20 protein-coding genes, 1 tRNA gene and 3 pseudogenes are annotated in these 23,437 nt (G+C 62.1%); 21 read left to right on the top strand and 3 right to left on the bottom strand.

Going from position 1 to position 23,437, the window contains the following annotated elements; translation table 11 throughout:
- Positions 1–166 precede the first annotated feature (166 nt).
- On the bottom strand, positions 167–1,231 hold the full coding sequence (gene selD, locus PQQ53_RS28940; RefSeq protein WP_408327965.1) for a selenide, water dikinase SelD: 1,065 nt from the start codon (positions 1,229–1,231) through the stop codon (positions 167–169).
- 228 nt (positions 1,232–1,459) lie between these two features.
- Positions 1,460–1,744, bottom strand: coding sequence for a beta-xylosidase (locus PQQ53_RS28935; protein WP_408327962.1), 285 nt, complete (start codon positions 1,742–1,744; stop codon positions 1,460–1,462).
- A 264-nt stretch (positions 1,745–2,008) separates the two neighbouring features.
- Between PQQ53_RS28935 and fdnG the strand changes: the two genes are divergently transcribed.
- The 8 genes and pseudogenes from fdnG to PQQ53_RS28895 form a co-directional block, all read left to right on the top strand.
- Positions 2,009–5,077, top strand: coding sequence for a formate dehydrogenase-N subunit alpha (gene fdnG / locus PQQ53_RS28930; protein ID WP_408327959.1), 3,069 nt, complete (start codon positions 2,009–2,011; stop codon positions 5,075–5,077).
- A 9-nt stretch (positions 5,078–5,086) separates the two neighbouring features.
- A complete protein-coding gene (fdxH, locus tag PQQ53_RS28925; protein ID WP_408145946.1) occupies positions 5,087–6,019 on the top strand; it encodes a formate dehydrogenase subunit beta in 933 nt (310 codons plus the stop codon).
- Complete coding sequence (locus PQQ53_RS28920) at positions 6,006–6,662, top strand: formate dehydrogenase subunit gamma (RefSeq protein ID WP_408145944.1); 657 nt, start codon at positions 6,006–6,008, stop codon at positions 6,660–6,662. The genes fdxH and PQQ53_RS28920 overlap by 14 nt, the downstream gene beginning before the upstream one ends.
- 87 nt (positions 6,663–6,749) lie before the next feature.
- The gene (fdhE, locus tag PQQ53_RS28915) at positions 6,750–7,751 is read left to right on the top strand and encodes a formate dehydrogenase accessory protein FdhE (RefSeq protein WP_408145942.1); all 1,002 of its coding nucleotides are present in this window, start codon (positions 6,750–6,752) and stop codon (positions 7,749–7,751) included.
- 34 nt (positions 7,752–7,785) lie between these two features.
- The gene (selA, locus tag PQQ53_RS28910; protein WP_408145992.1) at positions 7,786–9,228 is read left to right on the top strand and encodes an L-seryl-tRNA(Sec) selenium transferase; all 1,443 of its coding nucleotides are present in this window, start codon (positions 7,786–7,788) and stop codon (positions 9,226–9,228) included.
- Positions 9,225–11,144: a selenocysteine-specific translation elongation factor gene (selB, locus tag PQQ53_RS28905; protein WP_408327956.1), complete on the top strand. Its 1,920-nt coding sequence runs from the start codon at positions 9,225–9,227 to the stop codon at positions 11,142–11,144. The genes selA and selB overlap by 4 nt, the downstream gene beginning before the upstream one ends.
- 20 nt (positions 11,145–11,164) lie before the next feature.
- Positions 11,165–11,257 (top strand) — tRNA-Sec (locus tag PQQ53_RS28900).
- Between the two features lie 266 nt (positions 11,258–11,523).
- A pseudogene (locus PQQ53_RS28895) lies at positions 11,524–11,808 on the top strand (hypothetical protein); the annotation flags it as partial.
- Positions 11,809–11,845: 37 nt separating this feature from the next.
- Here PQQ53_RS28895 and PQQ53_RS28890 read toward each other — a convergent pair.
- Positions 11,846–12,838 carry a LysR substrate-binding domain-containing protein gene (locus tag PQQ53_RS28890; RefSeq protein ID WP_408327953.1) on the bottom strand — a complete coding sequence of 331 codons (993 nt, stop codon included), beginning with the start codon at positions 12,836–12,838 and terminating at the stop codon, positions 11,846–11,848.
- A 100-nt stretch (positions 12,839–12,938) separates the two neighbouring features.
- Here PQQ53_RS28890 and metC point away from each other — a divergent pair, with 100 nt between their 5' ends.
- From metC to PQQ53_RS28825, 13 genes and pseudogenes are all read left to right on the top strand, one after another.
- Complete coding sequence (gene metC / locus PQQ53_RS28885) at positions 12,939–14,102, top strand: cystathionine beta-lyase (RefSeq protein WP_408145937.1); 1,164 nt, start codon at positions 12,939–12,941, stop codon at positions 14,100–14,102.
- 38 nt (positions 14,103–14,140) lie between these two features.
- A complete protein-coding gene (locus PQQ53_RS28880) occupies positions 14,141–14,980 on the top strand; it encodes a transporter substrate-binding domain-containing protein (RefSeq protein WP_408327950.1) in 840 nt (279 codons plus the stop codon).
- A 2-nt stretch (positions 14,981–14,982) separates the two neighbouring features.
- Positions 14,983–15,633, top strand: coding sequence for an amino acid ABC transporter permease (locus tag PQQ53_RS28875; protein ID WP_408145933.1), 651 nt, complete (start codon positions 14,983–14,985; stop codon positions 15,631–15,633).
- On the top strand, positions 15,630–16,400 hold the full coding sequence (locus PQQ53_RS28870; RefSeq protein ID WP_408155602.1) for an amino acid ABC transporter ATP-binding protein: 771 nt from the start codon (positions 15,630–15,632) through the stop codon (positions 16,398–16,400). Before PQQ53_RS28875 ends, PQQ53_RS28870 begins: the two co-directional genes overlap by 4 nt.
- A 119-nt stretch (positions 16,401–16,519) precedes the next feature.
- Positions 16,520–16,900, top strand: coding sequence for a hypothetical protein (locus PQQ53_RS28865; protein ID WP_408327947.1), 381 nt, complete (start codon positions 16,520–16,522; stop codon positions 16,898–16,900).
- Positions 16,901–17,136: 236 nt separating this feature from the next.
- A complete protein-coding gene (locus tag PQQ53_RS28860) occupies positions 17,137–18,822 on the top strand; it encodes a putative bifunctional diguanylate cyclase/phosphodiesterase (RefSeq protein WP_408327945.1) in 1,686 nt (561 codons plus the stop codon).
- Between the two features lie 96 nt (positions 18,823–18,918).
- Positions 18,919–19,050 (top strand): annotated as a pseudogene (locus tag PQQ53_RS28855) (cytochrome o ubiquinol oxidase subunit IV); the annotation flags it as partial.
- Positions 19,051–19,380: 330 nt separating this feature from the next.
- A pseudogene (locus tag PQQ53_RS28850) lies at positions 19,381–19,767 on the top strand (transposase family protein); the annotation flags it as partial.
- A 425-nt stretch (positions 19,768–20,192) separates the two neighbouring features.
- A complete protein-coding gene (locus tag PQQ53_RS28845; protein ID WP_408145927.1) occupies positions 20,193–20,723 on the top strand; it encodes a DUF1269 domain-containing protein in 531 nt (176 codons plus the stop codon).
- 517 nt (positions 20,724–21,240) lie between these two features.
- Entirely contained in the window at positions 21,241–21,483 is a 243-nt protein-coding gene (locus tag PQQ53_RS28840; protein ID WP_408145926.1) for a hypothetical protein, read from the top strand.
- 68 nt (positions 21,484–21,551) lie between these two features.
- On the top strand, positions 21,552–21,791 hold the full coding sequence (locus PQQ53_RS28835; RefSeq protein ID WP_408327942.1) for a DUF6566 family protein: 240 nt from the start codon (positions 21,552–21,554) through the stop codon (positions 21,789–21,791).
- Positions 21,792–21,819: 28 nt separating this feature from the next.
- Positions 21,820–23,070 carry an NAD(P)/FAD-dependent oxidoreductase gene (locus PQQ53_RS28830; RefSeq protein ID WP_408327940.1) on the top strand — a complete coding sequence of 417 codons (1,251 nt, stop codon included), beginning with the start codon at positions 21,820–21,822 and terminating at the stop codon, positions 23,068–23,070.
- A 74-nt stretch (positions 23,071–23,144) separates the two neighbouring features.
- Positions 23,145–23,417 carry a UBP-type zinc finger domain-containing protein gene (locus PQQ53_RS28825; protein WP_408145920.1) on the top strand — a complete coding sequence of 91 codons (273 nt, stop codon included), beginning with the start codon at positions 23,145–23,147 and terminating at the stop codon, positions 23,415–23,417.
- Positions 23,418–23,437 lie beyond the last annotated feature (20 nt).

The raw sequence follows: 23,437 nt of genomic DNA, 5'->3' as shown, positions 1-23,437 counted from the left end.
TGAAATTATCGCATGCGCCGCCAGGGCGGGCCGGCGTATGCGGAAAGGCGTTGGCGTGCGGGGCGGTTCGCGTGGGTTCTCGTGCCGGCCTGTGGCCTGCGCCAGGTGAGTGGAGCAAAAGCGTCGACAAGCTCGCCAAACAAACGCCTCAAACGCCTCAAACGCTTCAAACGACCTCGACGCGCCTTTCTCCCTCCACCATTTCGCCGATCACGCGAGCGTCGCCGAAGCCGTCGGCATGGAACAGCGCGAGCACTTCGTCGGCCGATTCCGGTGCGCACGAGACCAGCAGGCCCCCCGAGGTTTGCGGGTCGGTCAGCAGCGCACGGGCCGTCGACGGCAACGTGGCGGGCAAGACGATGTCTTTGCCGTACGCGTCCCAGTTGCGCCCTGAGGCGCCGGTAACGATGCCGGCTTGCGCGAGGTCGACCACGTCCGGCAGCCAGGGCAGATCTGCATAACGCACGCGGGCGGTGAGATTCGAGCCACGCGCCAGTTCCAGCGTGTGCCCGAGCAGGCCGAAGCCGGTGATGTCGGTAAGCGCATGCACGCCGTCCAGCCGCGCCAGTTCCGCGCCCGGACGATTGAGCTTGGTCGTTGCGCCGATCATCGCGGCGTAGCCGGCGGCGTCGAGCCGGTCTTTCTTCAGCGCCGCCGACAGGATGCCGACGCCGAGCGGCTTGCTGAGAATCAGCACGTCGCCCGCCTGAGCGCCGGCATTGCGCTTGACGCGCTTCGGATCGACCACGCCAATCGCGACGAGGCCGTAGATCGGCTCGACCGAATCGATCGAATGGCCGCCCGCGAGCGGAATGCCGGCCTCGGCGCAGACGGACTCGCCGCCCTTCAGCACGGCCGCGATCACGTCGTGCGGCAGCACGTTGATCGGCATGCCGACGATGGCCAGCGCCATGAGCGGCTTGCCGCCCATGGCGTAGACGTCAGACAGCGCGTTGGTGGCGGCGATGCGGCCGAAGTCGAACGGGTCGTCGACGATCGGCATGAAGAAGTCGGTGGTGGCGACGATCGCCTGCTCGTCGTTGAGCTTGTAGACGGCGGCGTCGTCGGCGGTGTCGTTGCCGACCAGCAGGTCGGGGAAGAACGGCAGCGGCGCGCTGCGCTTGAGCAGATCGGCGAGTAGGCCGGGCGCGATCTTGCAGCCGCAGCCGCCACCATGCGACAGGCTGGTGAGGCGGGGCGGTGAGCTGATTTGGGCGGGGGTGTCGGTCATGTTGGCGCGAGTCTCGGGCTGCGGATGACCGCAATTATGCGGGTTGTTCGCCCGCGGCGCTGCCCAGACGTGCCTCGCGCATGCGGCTCGCGCGGGAAGGCGCGGCAAAGCGCTATGAGCCACGCGCTATTGCGCAGTGCCTTATCTCAAAATAAACGGAGCCCTCAATGCGGGGCAAGCCGCAAAATACGTTCCGCAAAGGTGCGACAAATTGACTCGCGTCAATTGTCACTTGTTGCTGCCTGCGCCGGTGCCGTACAAGCCATTGTCAAAACCGCCCGCACCATGGGTTTTGTGATCCTTTTCACCGGTTTTGCCGCGTGAGGTGGCCGATCCGCCGTCCTTGGCTTGCGGTTTGTGCGACTCGTGGACCATCGAGGCCGCCGGGTCGGGCGTCGCCCCCATGGCAGACGTGCGATTTTCCTGCTGCTGCGAGCCAGCGCCCTGCGGAATTTGCGCGCTGCCGTAGGGACTCGCGACGAGCATCACGCCGCCCAGCACGACCGACGCCACCCGCGCCGGCGCCAATACTCGCGCTGAAGTGTGAAAATTGCCTGGGCGGAAATGGAACAGAGAACGGCGGGTCATAGGAGCGCCTTTTACCGAAGTTAAAGTTGGAGTAGCGCAATCTATGCAGCAGGAATGATGCCCGCGGTTTTTTAAAACCGGCTGTAAAAGTTCATATTTCCCCTGGTGTTCAAGCGTGCAAGTCTGGCTGCACGACGTCATATCGCACCCTATAATCCCTTCAGTACCCCAAAGAGCCGAGGCCATTAAATGACCCATATGTCCCGGCGACAATTCCTGAAAGTCTCCGCCACCACGCTAGCCGGATCGAGTCTCGCCCTGATGGGCTTCTCGCCGGCACCCGCGCTAGCGGAAGTCCGCCAGTACAAATTGTCGCGCACAACCGAAACCCGCAACACCTGCCCGTACTGCTCGGTAGGCTGCGGCATCCTGATGTACGGACTGGGCGACAACGCCAAGAATGCAAAGTCCAGCATCATCCACATCGAAGGCGATCCCGATCATCCGGTCAATCGCGGCACGCTGTGCCCGAAGGGCGCAAGCCTGATCGACTTCATTCATAGCGAAAGCCGTCTGAAGTATCCCGAGTACCGCGCGGCCGGTTCCAACGAATGGAAGCGTATTTCGTGGGAAGACGCGCTCGACCGCATCGCCAGGCTGATGAAGGAAGATCGCGACGCCAACTTCGTCGAGACGACCGAAGACGGCAAGAAGGTCAACCGCTGGCTGACCACCGGCATGCTGGCCGCATCCGCCGGTAGCAATGAAGTAGGTTATTTGACGCACAAGACTATCCGTAGTCTTGGCATGCTCGCATTCGACAATCAAGCACGTGTCTGACACGGCCCGACGGTGGCAGGTCTTGCCCCGACGTTTGGCCGTGGAGCGATGACGAACCATTGGGTCGACATCAAGAACGCGGATGTGATTCTCGTGATGGGCGGCAATGCGGCCGAGGCGCACCCGTGCGGTTTCAAGTGGGTGACGGAAGCCAAGGCGCATCGCAAGGCGAAATTGATCGTGGTCGACCCGCGCTTTACGCGCACGGCGTCGGTGGCGGACTATTACGCGCAGATCCGGACCGGCTCGGACATCGTGTTCCTGGGCGGTGTGATCAACTATCTGCTCACCAACGACAAGATCCAGCACGAGTACGTGAAGAACTACACGGACATGTCGTTCATCGTTCGTGAGGATTTCTCGTTTACCGACGGTCTGTATTCCGGCTACAACGCCGAGAAGCGCAGCTACGACAAGAGTTCGTGGGATTACGAGCGCGGCGACGACGGCTTCGCCAAGGTCGATCCGACGCTGCAGAACCCCCGCTGCGTTTATCAGCTGATGAAGCAGCACTACTCGCGCTACACGCCCGAGCAGGTCGAGAAAATCTGCGGCACGCCGAAGGAGAAGTTCCTCCACGTGTGCGAGATGCTGGCCTCGACGGCCGTCCCGGGACGCGCCGGCACGGTGCTGTACGCGCTCGGCTGGACACATCACTCGGTCGGCTCGCAGATCATCCGCACCGGCGCGATGGTGCAGCTGCTGCTCGGCAACATCGGCATTGCGGGCGGCGGCATGAATGCGCTGCGCGGTCACTCGAACATTCAGGGCTTGACCGACCTCGGCCTGATGTCGAACCTGCTGCCCGGCTACATGACGTTGCCGATGGAAGCGGAGCAGGACTTCGACGCGTACATCACGAAGCGCGCGGCGCAGCCGCTGCGGCCGAACCAGTTGAGCTACTGGCGCAACTATCGCGCGTTCCATGTGAGCTTCATGAAGTCGTGGTGGGGCGATAACGCGACGGCCGAGAACAACTTCGGCTTCGACTATCTGCCGAAGCTCGACAAGTCGTACGACATGCTGCAGGTCTTCGAGCTGATGAATCAAGGCAAGATGACCGGCTACATCGCGCAGGGCTTCAACCCGCTCGCCGCGGCGCCGAACAAGGCGAAGATCGGCGCGAGTCTGGCCAAGCTGAAGTGGCTTGTCATCATGGACCCGCTCGCCACCGAGACGTCCGAGTTCTGGAAGAACTTCGGCGACTTCAACGACGTCGATACGGCGTCGATTCAGACCGAAGTGTTCCGTCTGCCGACCACCTGCTTCGCGGAAGAGCGCGGCTCGCTGGTCAGTTCGAGCCGTGTGCTGCAGTGGCACTGGCAAGGCGGGGAAGGCCCGGGCGAATCGAAGAGCGATCTCGAGATCATGTCGGGGCTGTGGCTGCGCATCCGCGCAGCTTATCGCAAGGACGGCGGCAAGTATCCCGATCCGATCCTCAACATGAGCTGGCCGTACTCGAATCCGGAAAGCCCGACGCCCGAAGAGATCGCGATGGAGTTCAACGGCAAGGCGCTCGCCGACGTCACCGATCCGACGGATAAAACCAAGGTGCTCGCGAAGAAGGGCGAGCAGCTGGCGAGCTTTGCGCAGTTGCGCGACGACGGCAGCACCGCGAGCGGGTGCTGGATCTTCTGCGGATCGTGGACCCAGGCGGGCAACCAGATGGGCCGCCGCGACAACTCCGACCCGACCGGTATCGGCAATACGCTGAACTGGGCGTGGGCATGGCCGGCGAACCGGCGGATTCTGTACAACCGTGCGTCGTGCGACGTGAGCGGCAAGCCGTTCGATCCGAAGCGCAAGCTGATCGCGTGGAACGGCAAGACGTGGTCGGGCGCCGATATTCCGGACTTCAAGGTCGACGAGCCGCCGGAAAACGGCATGAATCCGTTCATCATGAATGCGGAGGGTGTCGCGCGCTTCTTCTCGCGTGACGGTCTGGTCGAAGGGCCGTTCCCCGAGCACTACGAGCCGTTCGAAACGCCGCTCGGCTACAACCCGCTGCATCCGCAGAACAAGGCGGTCGTCAGCAATCCGGCGGCGCGCGTGTTCCCGGACGATCGGGCGGCATTCGGCACGCACGAGAACTTCCCGCATACGGCGACCACCTATCGTCTGACCGAGCATTTCCACTACTGGACGAAGCACGCGCATCTGAATGCGATCATTCAGCCGCAGCAGTTCGTGGAGATCGGCGAGGATCTGGCGAAGGAAGTCGGCGTGGTGGCCGGCGATCGCATCAAGGTGTCGTCCAATCGCGGCCATGTGTTCGCGGTCGCGCTCGTCACCAAGCGGATCAAAACGCTGACGATCGAAGGCAAGAAAGTCCAGACCGTCGGATTGCCGTTGCACTGGGGCTTCAAGGGCCTCACGCAACCGGGTTATCTCGTCAATACGCTGACGCCTTCCGTGGGCGACGGGAATTCGCAAACACCGGAATTCAAGTCGTTCCTCGTCAAGGTCGAAAAGGCATAAGGAAAAGAGATGGCACTGCAATCACTGGATATCAGACGTATTTCCGCCACGACCGTGCCTGCGCCGCAAGTGCGTGAGCCGGTCACGGGTACGGTCGCCAAGCTCATCGACGTGTCGAAGTGCATTGGCTGCAAGGCGTGTCAGACCGCCTGCATGGAATGGAACGACCTGCGCGACGAAGTCGGCGTGAACGTCGGCGTCTACGACAACCCCGCCGATCTGACCGAGCACTCGTGGACCGTCATGCGATTCTCCGAGTACGAGAACGAGCAAGGCGATCTGGAGTGGCTGATCCGCAAGGACGGCTGCATGCACTGCGAGGATCCGGGCTGCCTGAAGGCCTGTCCGGCACCTGGCGCGATCGTGCAGTACACGAACGGCATCGTGGATTTCCACGAGGAAAACTGCATCGGCTGCGGCTATTGCATCGCCGGCTGCCCGTTCAACGTGCCGCGCATTTCGAAGAAGGACCACCGCGCGTACAAGTGCACGCTGTGTTCGGATCGCGTGGCGGTCGGGCAGGAGCCTGCTTGCGTGAAGACCTGTCCGACGGGTGCGATCATGTTCGGCACCAAGGAGGACATGCACCAGCAGGCCGCGGACCGGATCGTCGATCTGAAGGAGCGGGGTTTCCAGAACGCCGGTCTGTACGATCCCGCAGGAGTGGGCGGCACGCACGTGATGTACGTGCTGCACCATGCCGACCGGCCGGGTCTGTATCACGGCTTGCCGGACAATCCGAAGATCAGCGTGATGGTCTCGCTGTGGAAGGGGCTCGCTAAGCCGCTCGCGCTGGCGGGTATTGCGTTCGCGGCCGTGGCCGGGTTCTTCCATTACACGCGTGTCGGTCCGAACGAGGTGACGGTGGAAGACGAAGCCGTGGCACAACGCGAAGCCGACGAAGCACGCCGTTCGAGGGAGGCATCCAATGAAGCACCCTGAGCATACCGAGCTGAAGGACGTGAAGGGCAATAGCCTGATCGTGCGCTATACGCCGAACGAGCGCACGAATCACTGGATCACCGCGATCACGTTCGTATTGCTGGCGCTCTCCGGCCTCGCCATGTTTCATCCGGCGATGTCGTGGCTCTATGCGATCTTCGGCGGCGGGCAATGGACGCGCATTCTGCATCCGTTCGTCGGCTGTGTGATGTTCGTGTCGTTCCTGATTCTTGCGTTGCGCTTCTGGCATCACAACTATCTCGACCAGGCCGACATCCAGTGGATGAGGCAGATCGACGACGTGCTCAACAATCGCGAGGAAAAGCTCCCCGCGATCGGCAAGTACAACGCCGGTCAGAAGCTGCTGTTCTTCACGATGGTGGTTTGTCTCGTGTTGTTGCTGCTGAGCGGCATCGTGATCTGGCGGCGCTACTTCTCGTTCTATTTCCCGATCGGGATCATCCGGCTCGCGGCGCTGGTGCATGCGGCCACGGCGTTCGTGCTGATCGTGGGCATCGTCGTGCATATATACGCCGCGTTGTGGGTGAAGGGCTCGATCGGCGCGATGACGCGCGGCACGGTCACGTACGGCTGGGCACGCAAGCATCATCCGAACTGGTTCAAGGAAATCATCGGCAAATAAGGCAGCGCGTTTCAGCGCCCTGCACACCGAGCCGCCGCCTTTGTTCGACGAAGCGCGGCGGCTCTTCAGTTTTTAGAGGTCGATACAGTGGTTCAACGCATTCTTGAAGCGGGCGACATCGAGGCGCTCGATCACACGGCGATTCCCCGCATCCGCATGCCGGAACGCCTCGCGGTGTTCGCGCCGCGCGCCGCACGCCTGCGCCAGCTCGCGGCTCTCAACAATCCGATCGCCGGTTACCTGCGCCTGATGGCCGTGCTGGCTGACGCGCAGCAGGCGGTGATCGCGGGCTTCAAGGCGCAGCCGCCGAGTCCCGAACTGATCGCAAGCGCGCAGCAGCATTCGATGCCGCTGATCCCCGCGCTCTCCGGCGCACGCGATCCCGCGTGGCGCGCGGTGCTGAGCCAGTTGCTCGACAAGCTCGAAGCCGCCGGTCCGCTCACGCCGCCGCTCGTGGAATTGATCGCGCGCTTGCGCACGCTCGACACCGCCGCGCTCGACGCTCAGGCCGACGCGATCTTCGCGCAGCGCTTCGACGAAATCGATCCGGCCAGCGCGCCGTTCATCATGGCCGCGCTGCAGGTGGTCTGGACCGATCTCGCCGCCGACATCGACAAGCGCGAAGTGCCGTATATCGAAACGCTCGGGCTCTGCCCCGTGTGCGGCTCGCATCCCGTGGCGAGCATCGTGCGGGTGGGCGGCGCGCATGACAATTACCGCTACCTGCAATGCGGCTTGTGCTCAACCGAGTGGCACATGGTCCGCTCGAAATGCTCGAACTGCGATTCGACAAAGGGCATCGCCTATCACGCGGTCGGCTCGCCGGACGCGGACGAAGCGACGCGGGAAGCCGAATCGAAAAACGCCGTATTGAAGGCGGAGTCGTGCGACGAATGCCATACTTACCGGAAGATCGGCATTCAGTCGAAGGACTACGATTTCGAGCCGTTCGCGGACGATCTCGCCAGCCTCACGCTGGATCTGCTGATGGGGGCGGAGGGTTACCGGCGCGCGTCGCCGCATCCGTGGCTGTGGCCGGAGCAGGCTGGCGACACGGATGAGCCCGCCGGCGAGTCCGGGTCCGACTAGAATCGGCCGGACACCACTTCAAAGGGATTGCTTCGTGAGCGATGTGAGCGGCTCGGAACTGCGCGCGCTGATGGCGCGCGTGCCGTCGGTGGAGAGGGTCATGGCGTCGGCGGAATTCGCGGCGCTGATCGGCAACTATGGCCGTACGCAGGTGCTGGGCGCGGTGCGTGCCGCGCTCGACGCGTGGCGCGCCAGCGCGCAAGCGGGCGATGCGTCCGCCAGCGCGCTCGACATCGCGCGGCTGCAGGCAGCGGTCGAAGCCGCGCTGCGCAAGCGCAACGCCTCGCGCTTGCGCAGCGTGTTCAATCTGACCGGCACGGTGCTGCACACCAATCTCGGCCGCGCGCTGTTGCCCGATGAGGCGGTGCAGGCCGTGATGAAGGCGCTCACGCAACCCGCCAACCTCGAGTTCGATCTCGGCACCGGCAAGCGCGGCGACCGCGACGACCTCATCGACGAACTCATTTGCGAGCTGACCGGCGCTGAAGCGGCCACCGTGGTCAACAACAACGCCGCCGCGGTGCTGCTTACGCTTTCCGCGCTGGCGTCGAAGAAGGAAGTGGTCGTGTCGCGCGGTGAGCTGGTCGAGATCGGCGGCGCGTTTCGCATTCCTGACATCATGAGCCGCGCGGGCGCCAAACTGCGCGAAGTTGGCACGACCAATCGCACGCATCTGAAAGACTACGCCGAAGCCATCGGTCCGCAAACCGCGCTGCTGATGAAGGTCCACGCGAGCAACTACGCGATCAACGGATTCACCAAGGAAGCCAGCCTCGACGAAATCGCGCCGCTTGCGCATGAGCGCGGCCTCGCGGTTGCCGTGGATCTCGGCAGCGGCACGCTGGTCGATCTGAGCCAATGGGGCCTGCCGCGCGAGCCGACCGTGCGCGAAACCGTCGAAGCCGGCGCAGACCTCGTCACGTTCAGCGGCGACAAGCTGCTCGGCGGCCCGCAAGCGGGCCTGATCGTCGGGCGGCGCGATCTGATCGCGAAGATCAAGAAGCATCCGCTCAAGCGCGCGCTGCGTGTCGGCAAGCTGACGCTCGCGGCGCTGGAGCCGGTGCTGCAGTTGTATCGCACGCCGGAAAAACTCGTGGAGCGGCTGACCACGCTGCGCCTGCTCACGCGTGCCGCCGACGACATCCGGCTCGCGGCCGAGCGCGTGCAGCCGGCTTTGCAGCGTGCGCTCGGCGAGCGCTATGCGGTGGTCGCGGAGCCGATGTTCAGCCAGATCGGCAGCGGCGCGTTGCCGGTCGACGTGCTGCCGAGCTACGGCCTCGTCGTCAGGATGGCCGACGGCAAGCGCGGCGGACGTCATTTGCTCGCGGTGGAAAAGCTGCTGCGCGAGATGGCGCGGCCGGTGATCGGCCGGATCGCGGACGACGCGCTGCGCCTCGATCTGCGTTGCCTCGAAGCCGCCGATGAAGCGCAACTGATCGCGCAGTTGACCGAACAACTGAAGGGCGCGAAGGCATGATCGTCGGCACGGCGGGACACATCGATCACGGCAAGACGAGCCTGGTGAAGGCGTTGTCGGGCGTCGATACGGACCGGCTGAAAGAAGAGAAAGCGCGCGGCATTTCGATCGAACTGGGTTACGCGTACGTGCCGCTCGAGAATGGCGACGTGCTCGGCCTGATCGACGTGCCGGGCCACGAAAAGCTCGTGCATACGATGACCGCGGGCGCGAGCGGCATCGATTTCGCGCTCCTCGTGATTGCCGCCGACGACGGCGTGATGCCGCAAACGCGCGAGCATCTGGCGATCGTGGAACTGCTCGGCATCCAGCGCGGCGCGATCGCGTTGACCAAGGTGGATCGGGTGGATGCGCAGCGACTGCGGGAAGTGCGCGATGAGGTCGCCGCGTTTGTGAGCGGCAGCGTGCTGAAGGATGCGCCCGTGTTCGAGACCTGCGCGACGCGCGTTGATGACCCCGGCGTCGCCGCGTTGAAAGCGCATCTGCATGCGGCGGCCGCGGCGTGGCATATGAAGCGCGCCGACGGCCTGTTCCGGCTTGCCGTCGATCGGGTTTTCACACTCGCGGGGCAAGGCACCATCGTCACCGGGACCGTGGTCGCCGGCAGCGTGACGGTCGGGGAGACGATGCTGCTGGCACCGAAGAATCAGGCGGTGCGGGTGCGCAGCATTCATGCGCAGAATCGGCCGGCCGAGAGCGGGCGTGCCGGCGAGCGCTGCGCGTTGAATCTGGCGGCCATCGAGAAGAGCGCGATCGATCGCGGCGACTGGATCGTCGATCCGCGTCTGTCGCAGGCGTCGGAGCGGCTCGACGTGATGCTGACGCTGCTCGCCGATGCGCCGCTCACGCTCGAGCATTGGGCGCCGCTGCATGTTCATCTGGGCACGCAGCATCAGGTTGCGCATGTCGCATTGCTCGAAGGTGAAACACTGGGCGCCGGTCAACGCGCCCGTGTGCAACTCGTGTTCGAGCGGCCGGTGTGCGCGGTCGCGGGCGATCGCTTCGTCGTACGCAATGCGCAGGCCGATCGAACCGTGGGCGGTGGGCATGTGCTCGATGCGTTCGCGCCGTCGCGCAAACGGCGCTCGGCCGAGCGGCTCGCGTGGCTCGATGCGATCCAGACGATGCTCGACACCGGCACGCTCGACGCGATGTTCGCGAGGGCGCCGCATGGTTTGTCGCGCGCGTTGCTGGAAAGGCTGACGGGCATGCCGGCGGCTGCGCTCGCGTTGCCGTCCGGCACTCGCGTGGTCGAATTGCCTCGCCACGATGCGTTGCTGGTCGCCAATGCTTCATGGCAGGCGTTGGACAACCGGCTGATATCGACGCTGACGCAATATCATGAACGCTCCCCGGACGAACTGGGTCCGGACGTGTCGCGCTTGCGGCGAATCGCAGCGCCCTTGGTGGACGATGTGCTGTGGCGCGCGCTCGTCGACGAGGCGGCGGCGCGCGGTGCGGTGGTCAAGCGCGGGCCATGGCTGCATCTGCCTCGCCACACCGTGACGCTCGACGACGCCGATCGGGCGCTCGCGGCAGCGCTGCTGCCGGCGATCAAGGCAGGGCGCTTCGATCCGCCGTGGGTGCGTGATCTGGCGAGCGCCCATGGTGTGCCCGAGGTGCGTGTGCGTCAATTGATGCGCAAACTCGCGCGCCAGGGCGAGCTTTTCCAGGTCGTGCATGACCTCTTTTATCACCCGGAAATGATTCGCGAGCTGGCTGCCATCGCGGCGACCGAAGCACAGAAGAACGTGGGCACGGTAGGGGCCGCGCCTTTTCGTGATGCCACCGGACTGGGGCGCAAGCGCGCGATCCAGCTTTTGGAATTCTTCGACCGGGTTGGGTATACTCGCTTCCACCGTGGCCTGCACCTGATGCGCACGGAGAGTCGTTGGCTCGATCTGCTGATCGAATAACGCGTAGTTCAATCACCGAAGGAAGGCATTCGTATCCGGTGGTGCGGCTGGGCTTCAAACCCAGTTGAGGGCGTCAGACGTTCTCAGGTCGGTTCGACTCCGGCTGCCTTCCGCCCTCGGTTCTATAAGGGTTTGCGAGCGATCGACTGTTTTCCTTCAAACTGTTCTTGCCCCCACATTACCCCGCAGTACCCGCAGGAATGACACTCTCACGCCACTACTCCGTCACACTCGATTCTGTCGTCGGCGTGGTCGGAGTCGAGAACATTGCGGCTGCGCGACTGCCTGCACCGCGATCTGCTTCCGGCATCCAGCGGCCATAAACCCTGGAGATCATCGTCTGGTCGCGTTCTCGTCGCCGCAGCATAGTACGGCGCCCCTGAAGGCGCCGCGCTTTCCGATCCTCGCGGTCGATGAGCGGAAGCTTACGCCTGCGCTCGGTTACGTCTTCAACAGGAAGTGGCTCGATCCATGCGAGCCCCTCGTCTCGATACTGTGGAAGTTCGAGAAGGCGAATGCACTACCGGGCCACGTGGTTGCACGACTGCTGGGACCGGACGTCGATCCGTACGAGGGTGTTGTGCCGCAGCTGGGTATGGTGGACGTCGACCGGTTGCACGAAAGTCTTCGCGTGTCCGTTGAAACGCTGTGCGCGGCGTTGTTGCCTACGATCCTCCTTGGGCAGGATGCATTTCAGGGCACTAGCGACTCTGGGGGACACGCCCTCCTGCCGCACGGCGACTGCGCTTGCGAGTGGCGGCTTCGTCCTCCTTTGCCACCGCAGCGTCTAACGCCAGTTTGAGCGCCTTCTGGTCACGTTCAAGCTGCATTCTCATGTGCCGCATGAACTGCCTCGCAGTTTCCGCGAGTGGCGTACCAGGGCGAAACACCAGCACTCCCGTGAACATGACCTCGACGTCAATCGGCTTCACGACAAGCCCCCGCTCTACGAAATCCAAGGTCACGATCGGATGAGCGATTCCTATACCGACTCCGGCAAGCGCCAGTTCGCATATCGTGTGCGAATACGGCGTCTCGACGACCGGTTTCAGGCGGAGTTCGCGCGCCGTGAGTTGCGTGTCCAGACGCAGCCTGGTGCTGTCTTCGGGATTCAGCGCGATGAAGGGAAATTCGGGCAGGTCTGCAACAGCGATGAAAGGACGCGCGGCCAAAGGGTGATGTGAGTTCATCACTGCGACACCCGGCATACGCGCGAACACCGAGTGCTCGAGGCCGGCCATCGACATCTCGTCGGACATCAGGCCGAAATCCACCTGTCCAGCCGAAACCTTCTCATGCACTTCGCGAGAACTCATCACCTGTAGGGAAATTTGTACGTTTCTGGATGGAGCATCGAACGCCGCAATGACACGAGGCAGAAAGCCTGTGCCCAGTGCCGGCAGAGAGGCGATCGCCATCCGGCCCAATCCGTAAGACCGCAAACTACGGATTCGATGCTCGATCACCTCGAATCCGCGGAAGTACTGGTCAACCTCACGCATCAGGGCGACGGCTTCCTGGGTAGGAACGAGTCGGCTGCGCACCCGCTCGAATAGTCCGAAATCCGCCATGGTTTCCAGACGCCTGATGGCCTGACTTACAGCCGGTTGAGAAATGCCGAGCAGGGCTGCCGCCTTGCTCGTGCTCCCTGCGGTCATTACCGCCCTGAACACCTCGATATCCCGGATCCTCATAACTTAAACTTATTGACCTAATTATTTCCGATGTTGATGCAATCCCGGCCGAAAGTAAACTTCGATCATCAATTCACCACCAGGCATCACCGGGAGCACGATGACAAGTCATACCCAGAAAGGGCCGCAGCCGTTCCGCAGCCTGTCCCCCCCTGTCATGCGGGGGTCCACGGTCGTATTCGATTCTCTGGCCGAGTTTACGCGTCGTAAGGAGAGGCAGCCGGACGGTTACAGCTATGGCATCACCGGAACGCCAACGGCGCGGGAACTCGAGCACCGCATCGCCGAACTCGAAGGTGGCGCGCATTGCGTGGTTACGCCTTCCGGCCAGTCCGCGCTGATGACGACCGTGATGGGCTTCGTGCGCGGCGGCGATCACCTGCTGATGTCCGCTGCCTGCTACGGCGCGCTGAAGACGTTCGCGCATCAGTGGCTGGCGCACTTCGACGTCGAGGTCGAACTGTATCCGCCGGCAATCGGGGCTGAGATTCGGCAGTACATCAAGCCCAATACCCGCATGATCTGCATGGAGTCACCGGGCACGGTGACGATGGAGGTGCCGGATATTCCGGCGATCGTGGAAGTCGCGAAACGTCATGGCGTACTGACGATGATGGATAACACCTGGGCAAGTCCGCTCGCTTTCAAGCCGCTCGAACACGGCGTGGACTTCAGCGTCGAAGCCGCGACGAAATTCTTTGGTGGCCATTCGGATCTACTGGTGGGCTGCATCAGCATGAACGACACGGGTTACTACGCGACCGTGCGCGAGACGCAGAGCATTCTCGGCCAGCAGACCAGCCCCGATGACTGCTTCCTCGTGATGCGCGGCCTGCAAACCCTGAAGATCCGCTTCGCCGCCCAGAGCGCCGCAACGCTGCAGATTGCGAGCGAACTCGAACGTCATCCGGAAGTGAGCAAGGTGCTGTTCCCGGCCCTGCAGTCCGATCCCGGTCATGCGATCTGGAAGCGGGATTTTACGAGCAGCGGGTGCCTCTTCTCCCTGATCCTCCAGCCCGCGCCGGAGGAGGCATTCAATGCGTTCTTCGATACGCTCCGGCATTTCCCCATCGGGGCAAGCTGGGGGGGCGTGCATAGCCTCGCTGCCTACTATCCGGCCCCGTTGCAGGCCGAGCGTGCGTTCCCGCTTACCGACCAGCCCATCGTGCGCCTTTCGATCGGGTTGGAGGACCCCGCGATGCTGCTTGCGGACCTGAATGCCGGTCTTGACGCTTTCAGACGCACCCGAGCACCCGCTAGATAGCTTTTTTAATTCAACTTACCTGAATAAGTGAGTACGAAATGAAATCACTCAATGGATGGAGACGCGCCGCCACGTTAATGGGTTTCGTGACGCTTTGCGCGGCATTCAGTTCACCCGCTACTGTGCAGGCAGCTGATCTTCTCGCGCAGGCGAAGGCGAATGGCACATTGCGCGTGGCCAATACGCAGAGCAGTCCGCCATGGAGCATGCTTGACGACAATAATAACCCTGTCGGCTACGACGTTGCGATTGCAAAGGAAGTCGGCAAGCGCATTGGCGTGCCGAACGTCGTATTCGTCGCCGATTCGTTCAAGAACTTCGTGGAAGGGCTGAAGACGGGCAAGTACGACCTTGTGATGAACGATCTCACACCTACACCTGAACGGGCGCAACAGGTTGATTTCGGTGACCCATACGGCGTGGAAGATTTCCGCATTTTCGTACCTGCCGGCAACACGGATATCAAGGGCAAGGAAACCCTTAAAGGCAAGCGAGTGGGAGTGGTTACTGGCTCCAGCAATGAAACATGGGCACGAGCACACCTGCATGACTCCGACGTCCGTTCTTACGACAACGGGGGACTCGTCTTCAGCGATCTGGGCAATGGACGTATCGACGCGGTGATTATCTCTCACTTCGGCGGCATGAAATACGCCAACGTCAACCATTTACCGGTCAAGGAAGTAGGCGAACCATTGATCTACCAGCTGTCAGCGCCGGCCATGGTGAAAGGCCAACCGGCCCTGCTTGCAGCGGTCGATAAAGCGATTGCGGACATGATGGCTGATGGGACGATTCAGGCGACTGCGAAGAAGTGGGTCGGGCGCGATTACGATATGCCCGGCACGATCACCAAGGCCAAGGCGCAAAAGGAGTAGTCATGATCGAGCTTTTCATGCGCTCGCTGCCGCTGTTAAAGAGTGCGGTGCTGATGACACTCTTTCTCGGCTTGTTGTCGTTCATGCTCGGTTCGACGCTGGGGTTGCTCGTCGCCCTGGCGCGTATCTCCAGCATACGCGCACTACGCGCGTTCGCATTCGCCTACGTATCCATCTTCCGTGGCACGCCACTGCTCGTGCAGATACTCCTGATCTATTTCGGCTTGCCCCGGTACGGTCTGACACTTGACCCGGTTCCCGCTGCACTCCTTGCGCTCACGCTGTTTTCGGCGGCGTATCTGAGCGAGAACTTCCGTTCCGGCATCAACGCAGTGGACAAAGGCCAGTGGGAAGCCGCGATGTCGCTGGGCATGGGGTACTGGAAAGCCATGTCGCGGGTTATTCTCCCTCAGGGACTACGCGTCGCCATTCCGCCTGTCGGCAGTCGCCTGATCGCATTAATCAAAGACACATCCCTCGCTTCGACGATCACGGTGGTAGAACTGACCCGCGTCGCCGACCAGGTCGGCGCATCCACCTTCCGCTACATGGAAATGTTCCTGATGGTCGGTCTGATCTACTGGGGCATCAACCAGATTCTCACGATAGTCCAGACGGTCCTCGAGAATCGCATTTCGAGGCGTTTTGTATGAATACGGATCTCAGGACGATTGAAGTCCGTGGACTTATGAAGGCTTTTGGCGACAACCAGGTCTTGCGCGGCGTTGACTTCAGCGTATCGAGAGGCGAGGTTGTCGTTGTGATGGGGCCGTCCGGGTCGGGCAAGACTACGTTGCTGCGCTCACTGAACTTCCTCGAGATGCCAGATGCCGGCACCGTGACTGTGTGCGGAATCGATGTCGATTGCGCTGGTTCGTCGAAACCGTCACGCGAGCATCAGAAGAAGATCCGCGCGATCCGCCAGCGCACGGCAATGGTTTTCCAGTCGTTCAACCTCTTTCCGCACAGGACAGCATTGGAAAACGTGATGGAAGGTCCTGTCAGCGTCAAGGGCGTCCCTCGCGCGCAAGCGTCGGAGCGCGCAATGCGCCTGCTGACACAAGTCGGCCTCGCGGCAAAAGCCAACGAGTATCCGGGACGGCTGTCCGGCGGTCAGAAGCAGCGCGTGGCTATCGCGCGGGCGTTGGCGATGGATCCAGAAGTCATATTCTTCGACGAGCCCACGTCCGCTCTCGATCCAGCGCTGCGAGAGGATGTCCTGACCGTCATGCGCGATGTCGCCAAACTGGGCATGACGATGCTGATCGTCACGCACGAGGTGCGGTTTGCGCGAGATGTTGCGGATCGGGTTGTGTTCATGGACGGCGGCGTCGTTGTTGAAGACACGACACCACAAGCCTTCTTTGGTGAGGACTGCAGTCCACGCGTAAAGCAGTTCCTTCATCTGATCGAAACCTGAGCGCTGAGTTCGCCGCGACAACTCGGCCCTGCGTAGCGCCGATCGCGCATCGTTTCCGGTTAGAACGGCCCACTTTCCATGCCGTGCAGGACGCGGTTCGGCGCCTGCATCTGAAGGCCGTGGAAATTCCCGTCGATCCGCGCTGCGGACTCGACCTCGGGGTGGCCGCGATAGCCAGGTACTTCCCCAAAGGTACGTCAGTCGTTCTGCCTTCCGGCGGATTCTTTCTGTGGGTGGAGCTTCTAGAAGGCGTCGAGACAGCGCAACTGTTCGAGATAGCGCAGACGCACGACATCGCGATCGCGCCCGGTGCAATCTTTTCACGCAACCTCCAATTTCGCCGTCACATCCGGCTTAATTACGGCCGTCCGTGGTCGCCGGACGTCGAGAGGGAGATGTGCACTTTGGGCATGTTGGTGAGACACGCAACGGCTGAGCGAGGTACGCCCCGCCTTGGTGGGAACAAAGGCCCGGAATACATGGAAGACGGAGAATCATGATCGAAGTCAGAATGCTTATCGAGGGACGATGACACAAAGGGGCGGCCATCTGGCGTCATTCGACGGTGGGACATGCGGACGCCCAACGCACTGCAGCCTTGTCCGGAAGGGCACGGCGCGCCGGTTCGGCGAAGATTTTCAGTTCACAAACACGGCCTATCCTCCTACGATACGCACTGGTGGCGATCTAAGATATGGGGGCACCGTTGCGCGGGTCCGCCAAGGGAGACAAAAGCGTGAAAGATTTCCAAGTGCTCGACCACATCACGGACGGGGTGATGTTGCTCGACCGGGAGTGGAAGTTTCGAAACCTCAACCGCACCGCTGCGCGATTGCTGAAGCGCCGGTCTGCGGATCTGCTGGGTCGCGAGATCTGGGCCGAGTACCCGGACCTCATTGGGTCGAGCTACGAAAGGGCCTATCGACAAGCGGCCGAGACTGGTATGCCCAGCACCGCGACCGCCTTCTACGAACCGCTCGGTACCTGGTTTGAAGTGCGGGCCTTCCCGTGCGACGACGGTGTCACCGTGCTGGTTCGCGATGTTACCGAAGCGCGCGCGATCTCCGAACGCTTGTCGCGCCAGGCCACGCATGATGAACTGACCGGCCTCATCAACCGCCGGGAACTGCTGCTGCGCCTGAACCGTCTCGTCGACGAAGGTGCGGCCGCTTCCGTCGATCTGCTCTTCATCGACCTTGACCGCTTCAAGGACATCAACGATTCATTTGGTCACGCGGCGGGCGATGAAGTGCTGCGTGTCATCGGCGAGCGTCTTTCCGGCATGTTTACCGAAGGCGCCCATGTTTCCCGCATCGGCGGTGACGAATTCGTCATTTTTCTCGTCGAGGCCCCAGAGGGCGAGGCCGCGCGCGTCGCGCGCGACGTCACAGTACGCATGCGCGAGCCAATCCAGACGCCGTGCGTGCGGGCCTCGGTGGGCGCGAGCATCGGCGTGGCGCGCTACCCCATCTCGGCATCGAATGCGGGCGAGCTGCTGCGTAATGCGGACACCGCGATGTATCACGCGAAGCGCGCGGGCGGTTCGCATGTGTGGTCGTTTGGCAAGGACGATGCGCAGCGCCTCTCGCATCGCCGGCGGCTACGCGCGGATCTGGAGAGTGCGAGCGCCTCGCGCCAGTTCGAACTGCACTACCAGCCACAACTGGACCTGCATACTGGCCGCGTCTATGGAGCCGAGGCGCTTCTGCGATGGAACCATCCGCAACTGGGGCTGCTCACGCCGGCCGACTTCCTCGACGTGCTGCTTGAATCGCCGGTCTACGAGGCGACGGGCGACTGGCTAATTCGCCTCGCGTTCCTCCAGGCGGCAAAATGGCAGGCGGCGAACCGCATGCCGTTCAAGGTCGCCGTCAATCTCTCGGCCACGACGATCCAGAGCGGCGATCTTGCCGCACTGGTTTCGGAGGCGGCCGAGGCGGCCGGCGTATGCGCTTCCGCCCTCGACATCGAGGTGACGGAGACTGTCGTCATGAGCGACTTCGCCGCCGCATCGCGCGCGCTCTCAGCTGTACGAAGGCTCGGCGTGACCGTCTCGCTCGACGATTTCGGCACCGGCTACTCCAGCCTTGCATACCTCACACGGCTGCCTGTCGATCGCATCAAGATCGACAAGTCGTTCGTGCAGGAGCTCACTGTTAAGGAGACCTGTCACCCGGCACGCGCGATGGTCGAAGCGATGGTGGCGCTCGCGCGCGCGCTGGGCATGAGAACGGTCGCGGAAGGCATCGAGACCGAAACGCAACTCGCCCTCGTCAAAGAACTCGGTTGCGATGCCGTGCAGGGATATTTCATTGGCAAGCCGGTATCGGCAGCGCGCATCGAACCTTACGCCGAGCCACGGTTCGGGCACGCCCCGGCTGGAGTTTCGTCGTTGCAGGACGCGGGAAGCGGATCACGCTAGAGGTCAACGCGCAGTCGGACGTTCGCATTGCTTCGGTCTATGGCCGGTTAGCCGGCACCTGCCTCCGTCGCACCTACACACGAGCGAAAGCCAGCAACCGGAGTGTTTGCGTGTACTGCATTTCTGATAGCTGTCATCGTCGGGCTTTCGCTGTGGGTCATGCACAACGCGAACCAGAATATGATGACGACCCACATGTCAGTCGAACGAGCGATGTCGAAAGACTAATCTACAAGGTTCTTCAATCAGACCAACAATCCGCCGGTGCAGGGCCTTTGCGCTCCATGCCTGAATAAAAAACCCAATGGAGCTCGACACATCAACGACGAGCCCCGTTCGACCATCTAAGGGTTGGACACCGGTTGAGACTCTCTGGAGCGAATTCGAGTGGGCACTCTCTTGACCGTACCGTAAGTGTTGCCCCAACTGCCCCTGCAACTGTTGACGGCATGGGGACGCGTAGAGACCACTTTGCTTTGATTCGTTGACATAGATCTTGAAGTTCTTCCTGCGGCCATCGACGGCGGTCCCTGATTTTGTGGGCTTGGGCGAAAAAGGGAGGCGCGCGGCGAGTTCGAATCTGAGTGCCCCGACTACTCTGGCGCGCGGGACACCTTTTATGTCGGTTCCCTCAAAGGCGTGGGGCGCTTCTATCAGCAGACCTTTGTCGATACCTGCTCGAAGGTGTCATTTGCAAAATTCTACGGTGGCGAGGCACCTCCGCCGGTAGCCGATCTGCTCAATGATCGTGTCGTGCCGTTCTTCGATAGCGATGGTATTACGCTCTCGCGAGTGCTGACCGACCGGGACACCGAGTACTGCGGCAACCCCGAATATCGCGAATGCCAGCTGTATCTGGCCGTCGAGAACATCGACCGCACACGCACGAAGAAAGAGTCACCGCAGGCCAACGGCATTGTCGAGCGTCTGCACAAGACGATGCTTGGTCGCGTCCGTTGTGTCTGGGCTGCTTGCGACGACCTTGCTGGGAAGATTTTCAAATGTGGACCTCGCGTTCGACCACGCTGCCCTGCAAAAGAAAAGGTTGCGCCGTCACTCTCACTTCGAGTCGTGTGACAAACGATTGGCGGAAGCCCGCTGCGGAAGACTGCTGCAAGTTTCGACGCCATTGCAGAAATCCGACATGTCTTGGCAGGAACGCGGAAGAAGCGTAGTCAGCGGAAGCCTAGTCTTGATTGATGGTTGCATCCCGTCTGCCCCGCTGGATGCGGAAGTAGGTGCCGGGGCGAGGGGCACCGCCGTAGCCTTGCCGAGTGGCTGACCGGGTTGCAGCTGGCGCGGGGACTCAAATCAATCATCTTGTCCCGGCAGTGTTCCGCTTGATTCTTTCAGAAAGAAGGAGCGAGTCCATGAGCGATCTAGTCGTTGTGAGTTTCAAAGGTGAAGACACTGCCGACCAGGTGTTGAACAAGCTCCAGCAGTTGCAGAAAGAGCACCTGATTGACCTTGAGGATGCCTGCATCGTGGTTCGGGACGCGAAGGGCAAGATACACCTCAAGCAAGCCGTGGATCTCGTCACGATAGGCGCGCTCAGCGGCGCCGCCTGGGGCACTCTGCTAGGTGCGCTGGTTGGTGTGCTATTACTCAATCCGCTCGTCGGACTGGCGGCAGGCATGGTCGTCGGCGCCGGCACGGGCGCGTTGTCGGGCGCGCTGTCAGACTATGGAATCGATGACGATTTCATGCGTTCGACAGGCCAGAACATCGAGGCGGGTTCGTCCGCGCTTTTCATCCTGGTGCGTCGCGTGAACTTCGACAAGGTCCTGCCCGAACTGCAACCTCTAGGTGGAAAGATATTGAAGACGTCTCTGACGAACGATCAGGAGGAACGTCTGAGAAAGGCACTGGAGGGCTTGAACACCAGCGGCGCGGCTACCTGAACACCGTCCGGCGGAGGATGATGTGACCGTGCAGGAAGCACTACTTTCATCGCGCTCGCAGCGGTCGTCACGGCTACTCGCCGCGAAGGTAACAAGCGGCGGCCGAGCACAGCTCCGTTCGGTATCGGGCGGTGACGCATCTACTGTCGCAATGGCGATACGACCGATACGGTCTACGATTGTCGGTGTGCCGGAACGCATCACCAGATAGTCGAATCCGCTCGCGATCAGGTAATGGCCCGATACGCACTTCATGCGGCCACCGGCGCGCGCCGTCGCGTTGAGGGTCCCTCGAGCATGAAGCTGACTGCGAATCGACGTCCGATTTTTGCGCGTGCCTGTACGCGGATTTTGTATGGATGGTGCCCGAACGCGACAGCCAGATGAATCGGCGAGCATCCTGATACCGTTAGTCGAACAGGCACTAGACTTCAATCATCTGGAGCACGATCTCCGCATGAGACTTTCGCGCGACGTGACTCCATGTCGACGTCCGCCACTTCCGGGGGGCAAGCCCATGTCGAAGTCCATTCAAACGGCCGAACAGATTCGCGACGAAACACAACGGCGCGTCGAGCAGCTTTCAGCCGACGTCCCCCACCATCTGCGAGTCCGCGTGCCGCTGCCCGAGCGGCATCCGCCCGATGCCTCCGGCCGGAACTGGAACATGCTCGCGCTCAATGAGAGCGGCGCCGACTATCTTCGACAGGTCAGGCGCGTCATCGAGGACATGCGTACGGAGTTCGTTTTGCCGGATTGAGACGAACGTGCGTCAACCAGTGCGTTTCAATAAATCGAGGCGGCGTCGCGGCAGACGTCGGACACCGTATGCAGGCACACACGCTTGCGTGGCGAGGCTACGAGATCGCGGTGCAACCGCAGCAGAACGAATTCGGCGCATGGCGCGCGAACGTCAGCGTACGCAAGGCTTCGGATGTGTTGACCGAGTTTCGTCCCGAGACCGTGCAGCCGGAATGGCTAACCGAGGCCGAAGCCGTGCGTGACGGCTTCGAATGGGGCCGTCGCTTCATCCGGCAAAAGAGCGAAACGCCGGCGGATTCCGTTTGACTGTTAACCACACGCACGGACCACAGACATGGGCGAGGCACACATGGTCAAGATCTATGGACGCATGCGCTCGGCGCAAGGCTATGCGATCCGCGATTTCCTGCATCGTTGCGACATTCCCTTCGAGTGGGTCGAACTCAGCAGCAATGAAGAGGCGGTGAAGCTGGCGCACGTGCAGCACCTTGGCGACTCGCGCCTGCCGGTATGCGAGTTTCACGACGGCACGAGACTCGAATGTCCGACCATCCGGCAGATCACCGAAAAGCTCGGCTGGTTCCGCAGCCCATCACGTTCGGAATACGATCTCGCGATTTACGGCGCCGGGCCGGCCGGTCTGAGCGCCGCGGTCTACGGTGCATCCGAGGGATTGCGCACGGTGCTGGTGGAGCGCTGGGCCATCGGTGGGCAGGCCGGCAGCACTTCGAAGATCGAGAACTACCTGGGGTTTCCGGACGGTGTCAGCGGCACGGAGCTCGCCGAGCGGGCCCGCGCTCAAGCAGTCCGGTTCGGCGCGGAAATCCTGCTGGCCCGTGCCGGCGTGCGCGCGGATTTCTCGACGGGCAACGGGATCGTCTATCTGGAAGACGGTTCGCGGATCACGGCACGTACGTCCGTGTGCGCGACAGGTGTCGCGTACCGGCTGCTCGGATTGCCGGAGGAAGCGCGCTTCAGCGGCGCGGGTGTGTACTACGGCGCGGGAGCGAGCGAGGCGTCGCTGGTCCGCGGCGAACACGTATACATCGTGGGTGGAGGCAATTCGGCGGGGCAGGCAGCGATGCATTTTTCCCAGTACTGCAATCACGTCACGATGTTGGTGCGCGACACGTCGCTGAAAAGCACACTGTCGCAGTACCTGATCGACCGTATTTCAGCCGCGCCGAACATCGAGGTGCTGACCTGCACAACCGTTACCGCATTGCACGGCAACGACGTGCTACGCGAAATCACGCTCACCGATCGCCGCAGCGGCGAAGCGCGACGCGTGACGACGAACTGGCTCTTCGTTTGCATCGGCGGTCTGCCACAGACCGATTGGGCCAAAGAGGTGGGGGTGGCTCGCGATGAAGCCGGCTATCTCGTGACGGGCCCTGATCTGCACGACACGGACCGGACGTTGCGTTGGCCGCTGGATCGCGAGCCGCTGTATCTGGAAACCAGCATGCCCGGCGTGTTCGCCGCCGGGGATGTCCGCCATGGCTCGATCAAACGCGTGGCGGCTGCCGTTGGCGAAGGAGCCACGGCGGTGGCGCTCGTGCACCGCTATCTGAGTGGCACATGATGTGCTTCATGTGCCCCCCATGAGTGAGGCGCCGTGCGCTTTCCCTGTCGCAATCTCATCACCAGGAGCTGACCATGACTCCCACCTGCACGCATCTGGATGGAATCCGCGTATTACAGACTACCAGGCACTATTGCGAGGACTGCGTGAAACTCGGCCACCCGTGGGTGCATCTGCGGCTCTGCATGTCGTGCGGTCATGTAGCTTGTTGCGACTCGTCGCCCGATCGCCATGCGAGCGCGCATTATCACGCGACCGGCCACCCACTGGTGCGTTCGATCGAACCGGGCGAAACGTGGATCTGGTGCTATCGTGACGAGATGATCGCGGGAGAAGTGGCACTGTAAGCGGGTACAACCGGCGGCGT

It is taken from the genome of Paraburkholderia strydomiana, from assembly GCF_046030495.1.
Lineage (GTDB): Bacteria > Pseudomonadota > Gammaproteobacteria > Burkholderiales > Burkholderiaceae > Paraburkholderia > Paraburkholderia strydomiana_A.
This window is presented reverse-complemented; position numbering and strand designations above follow the sequence as displayed.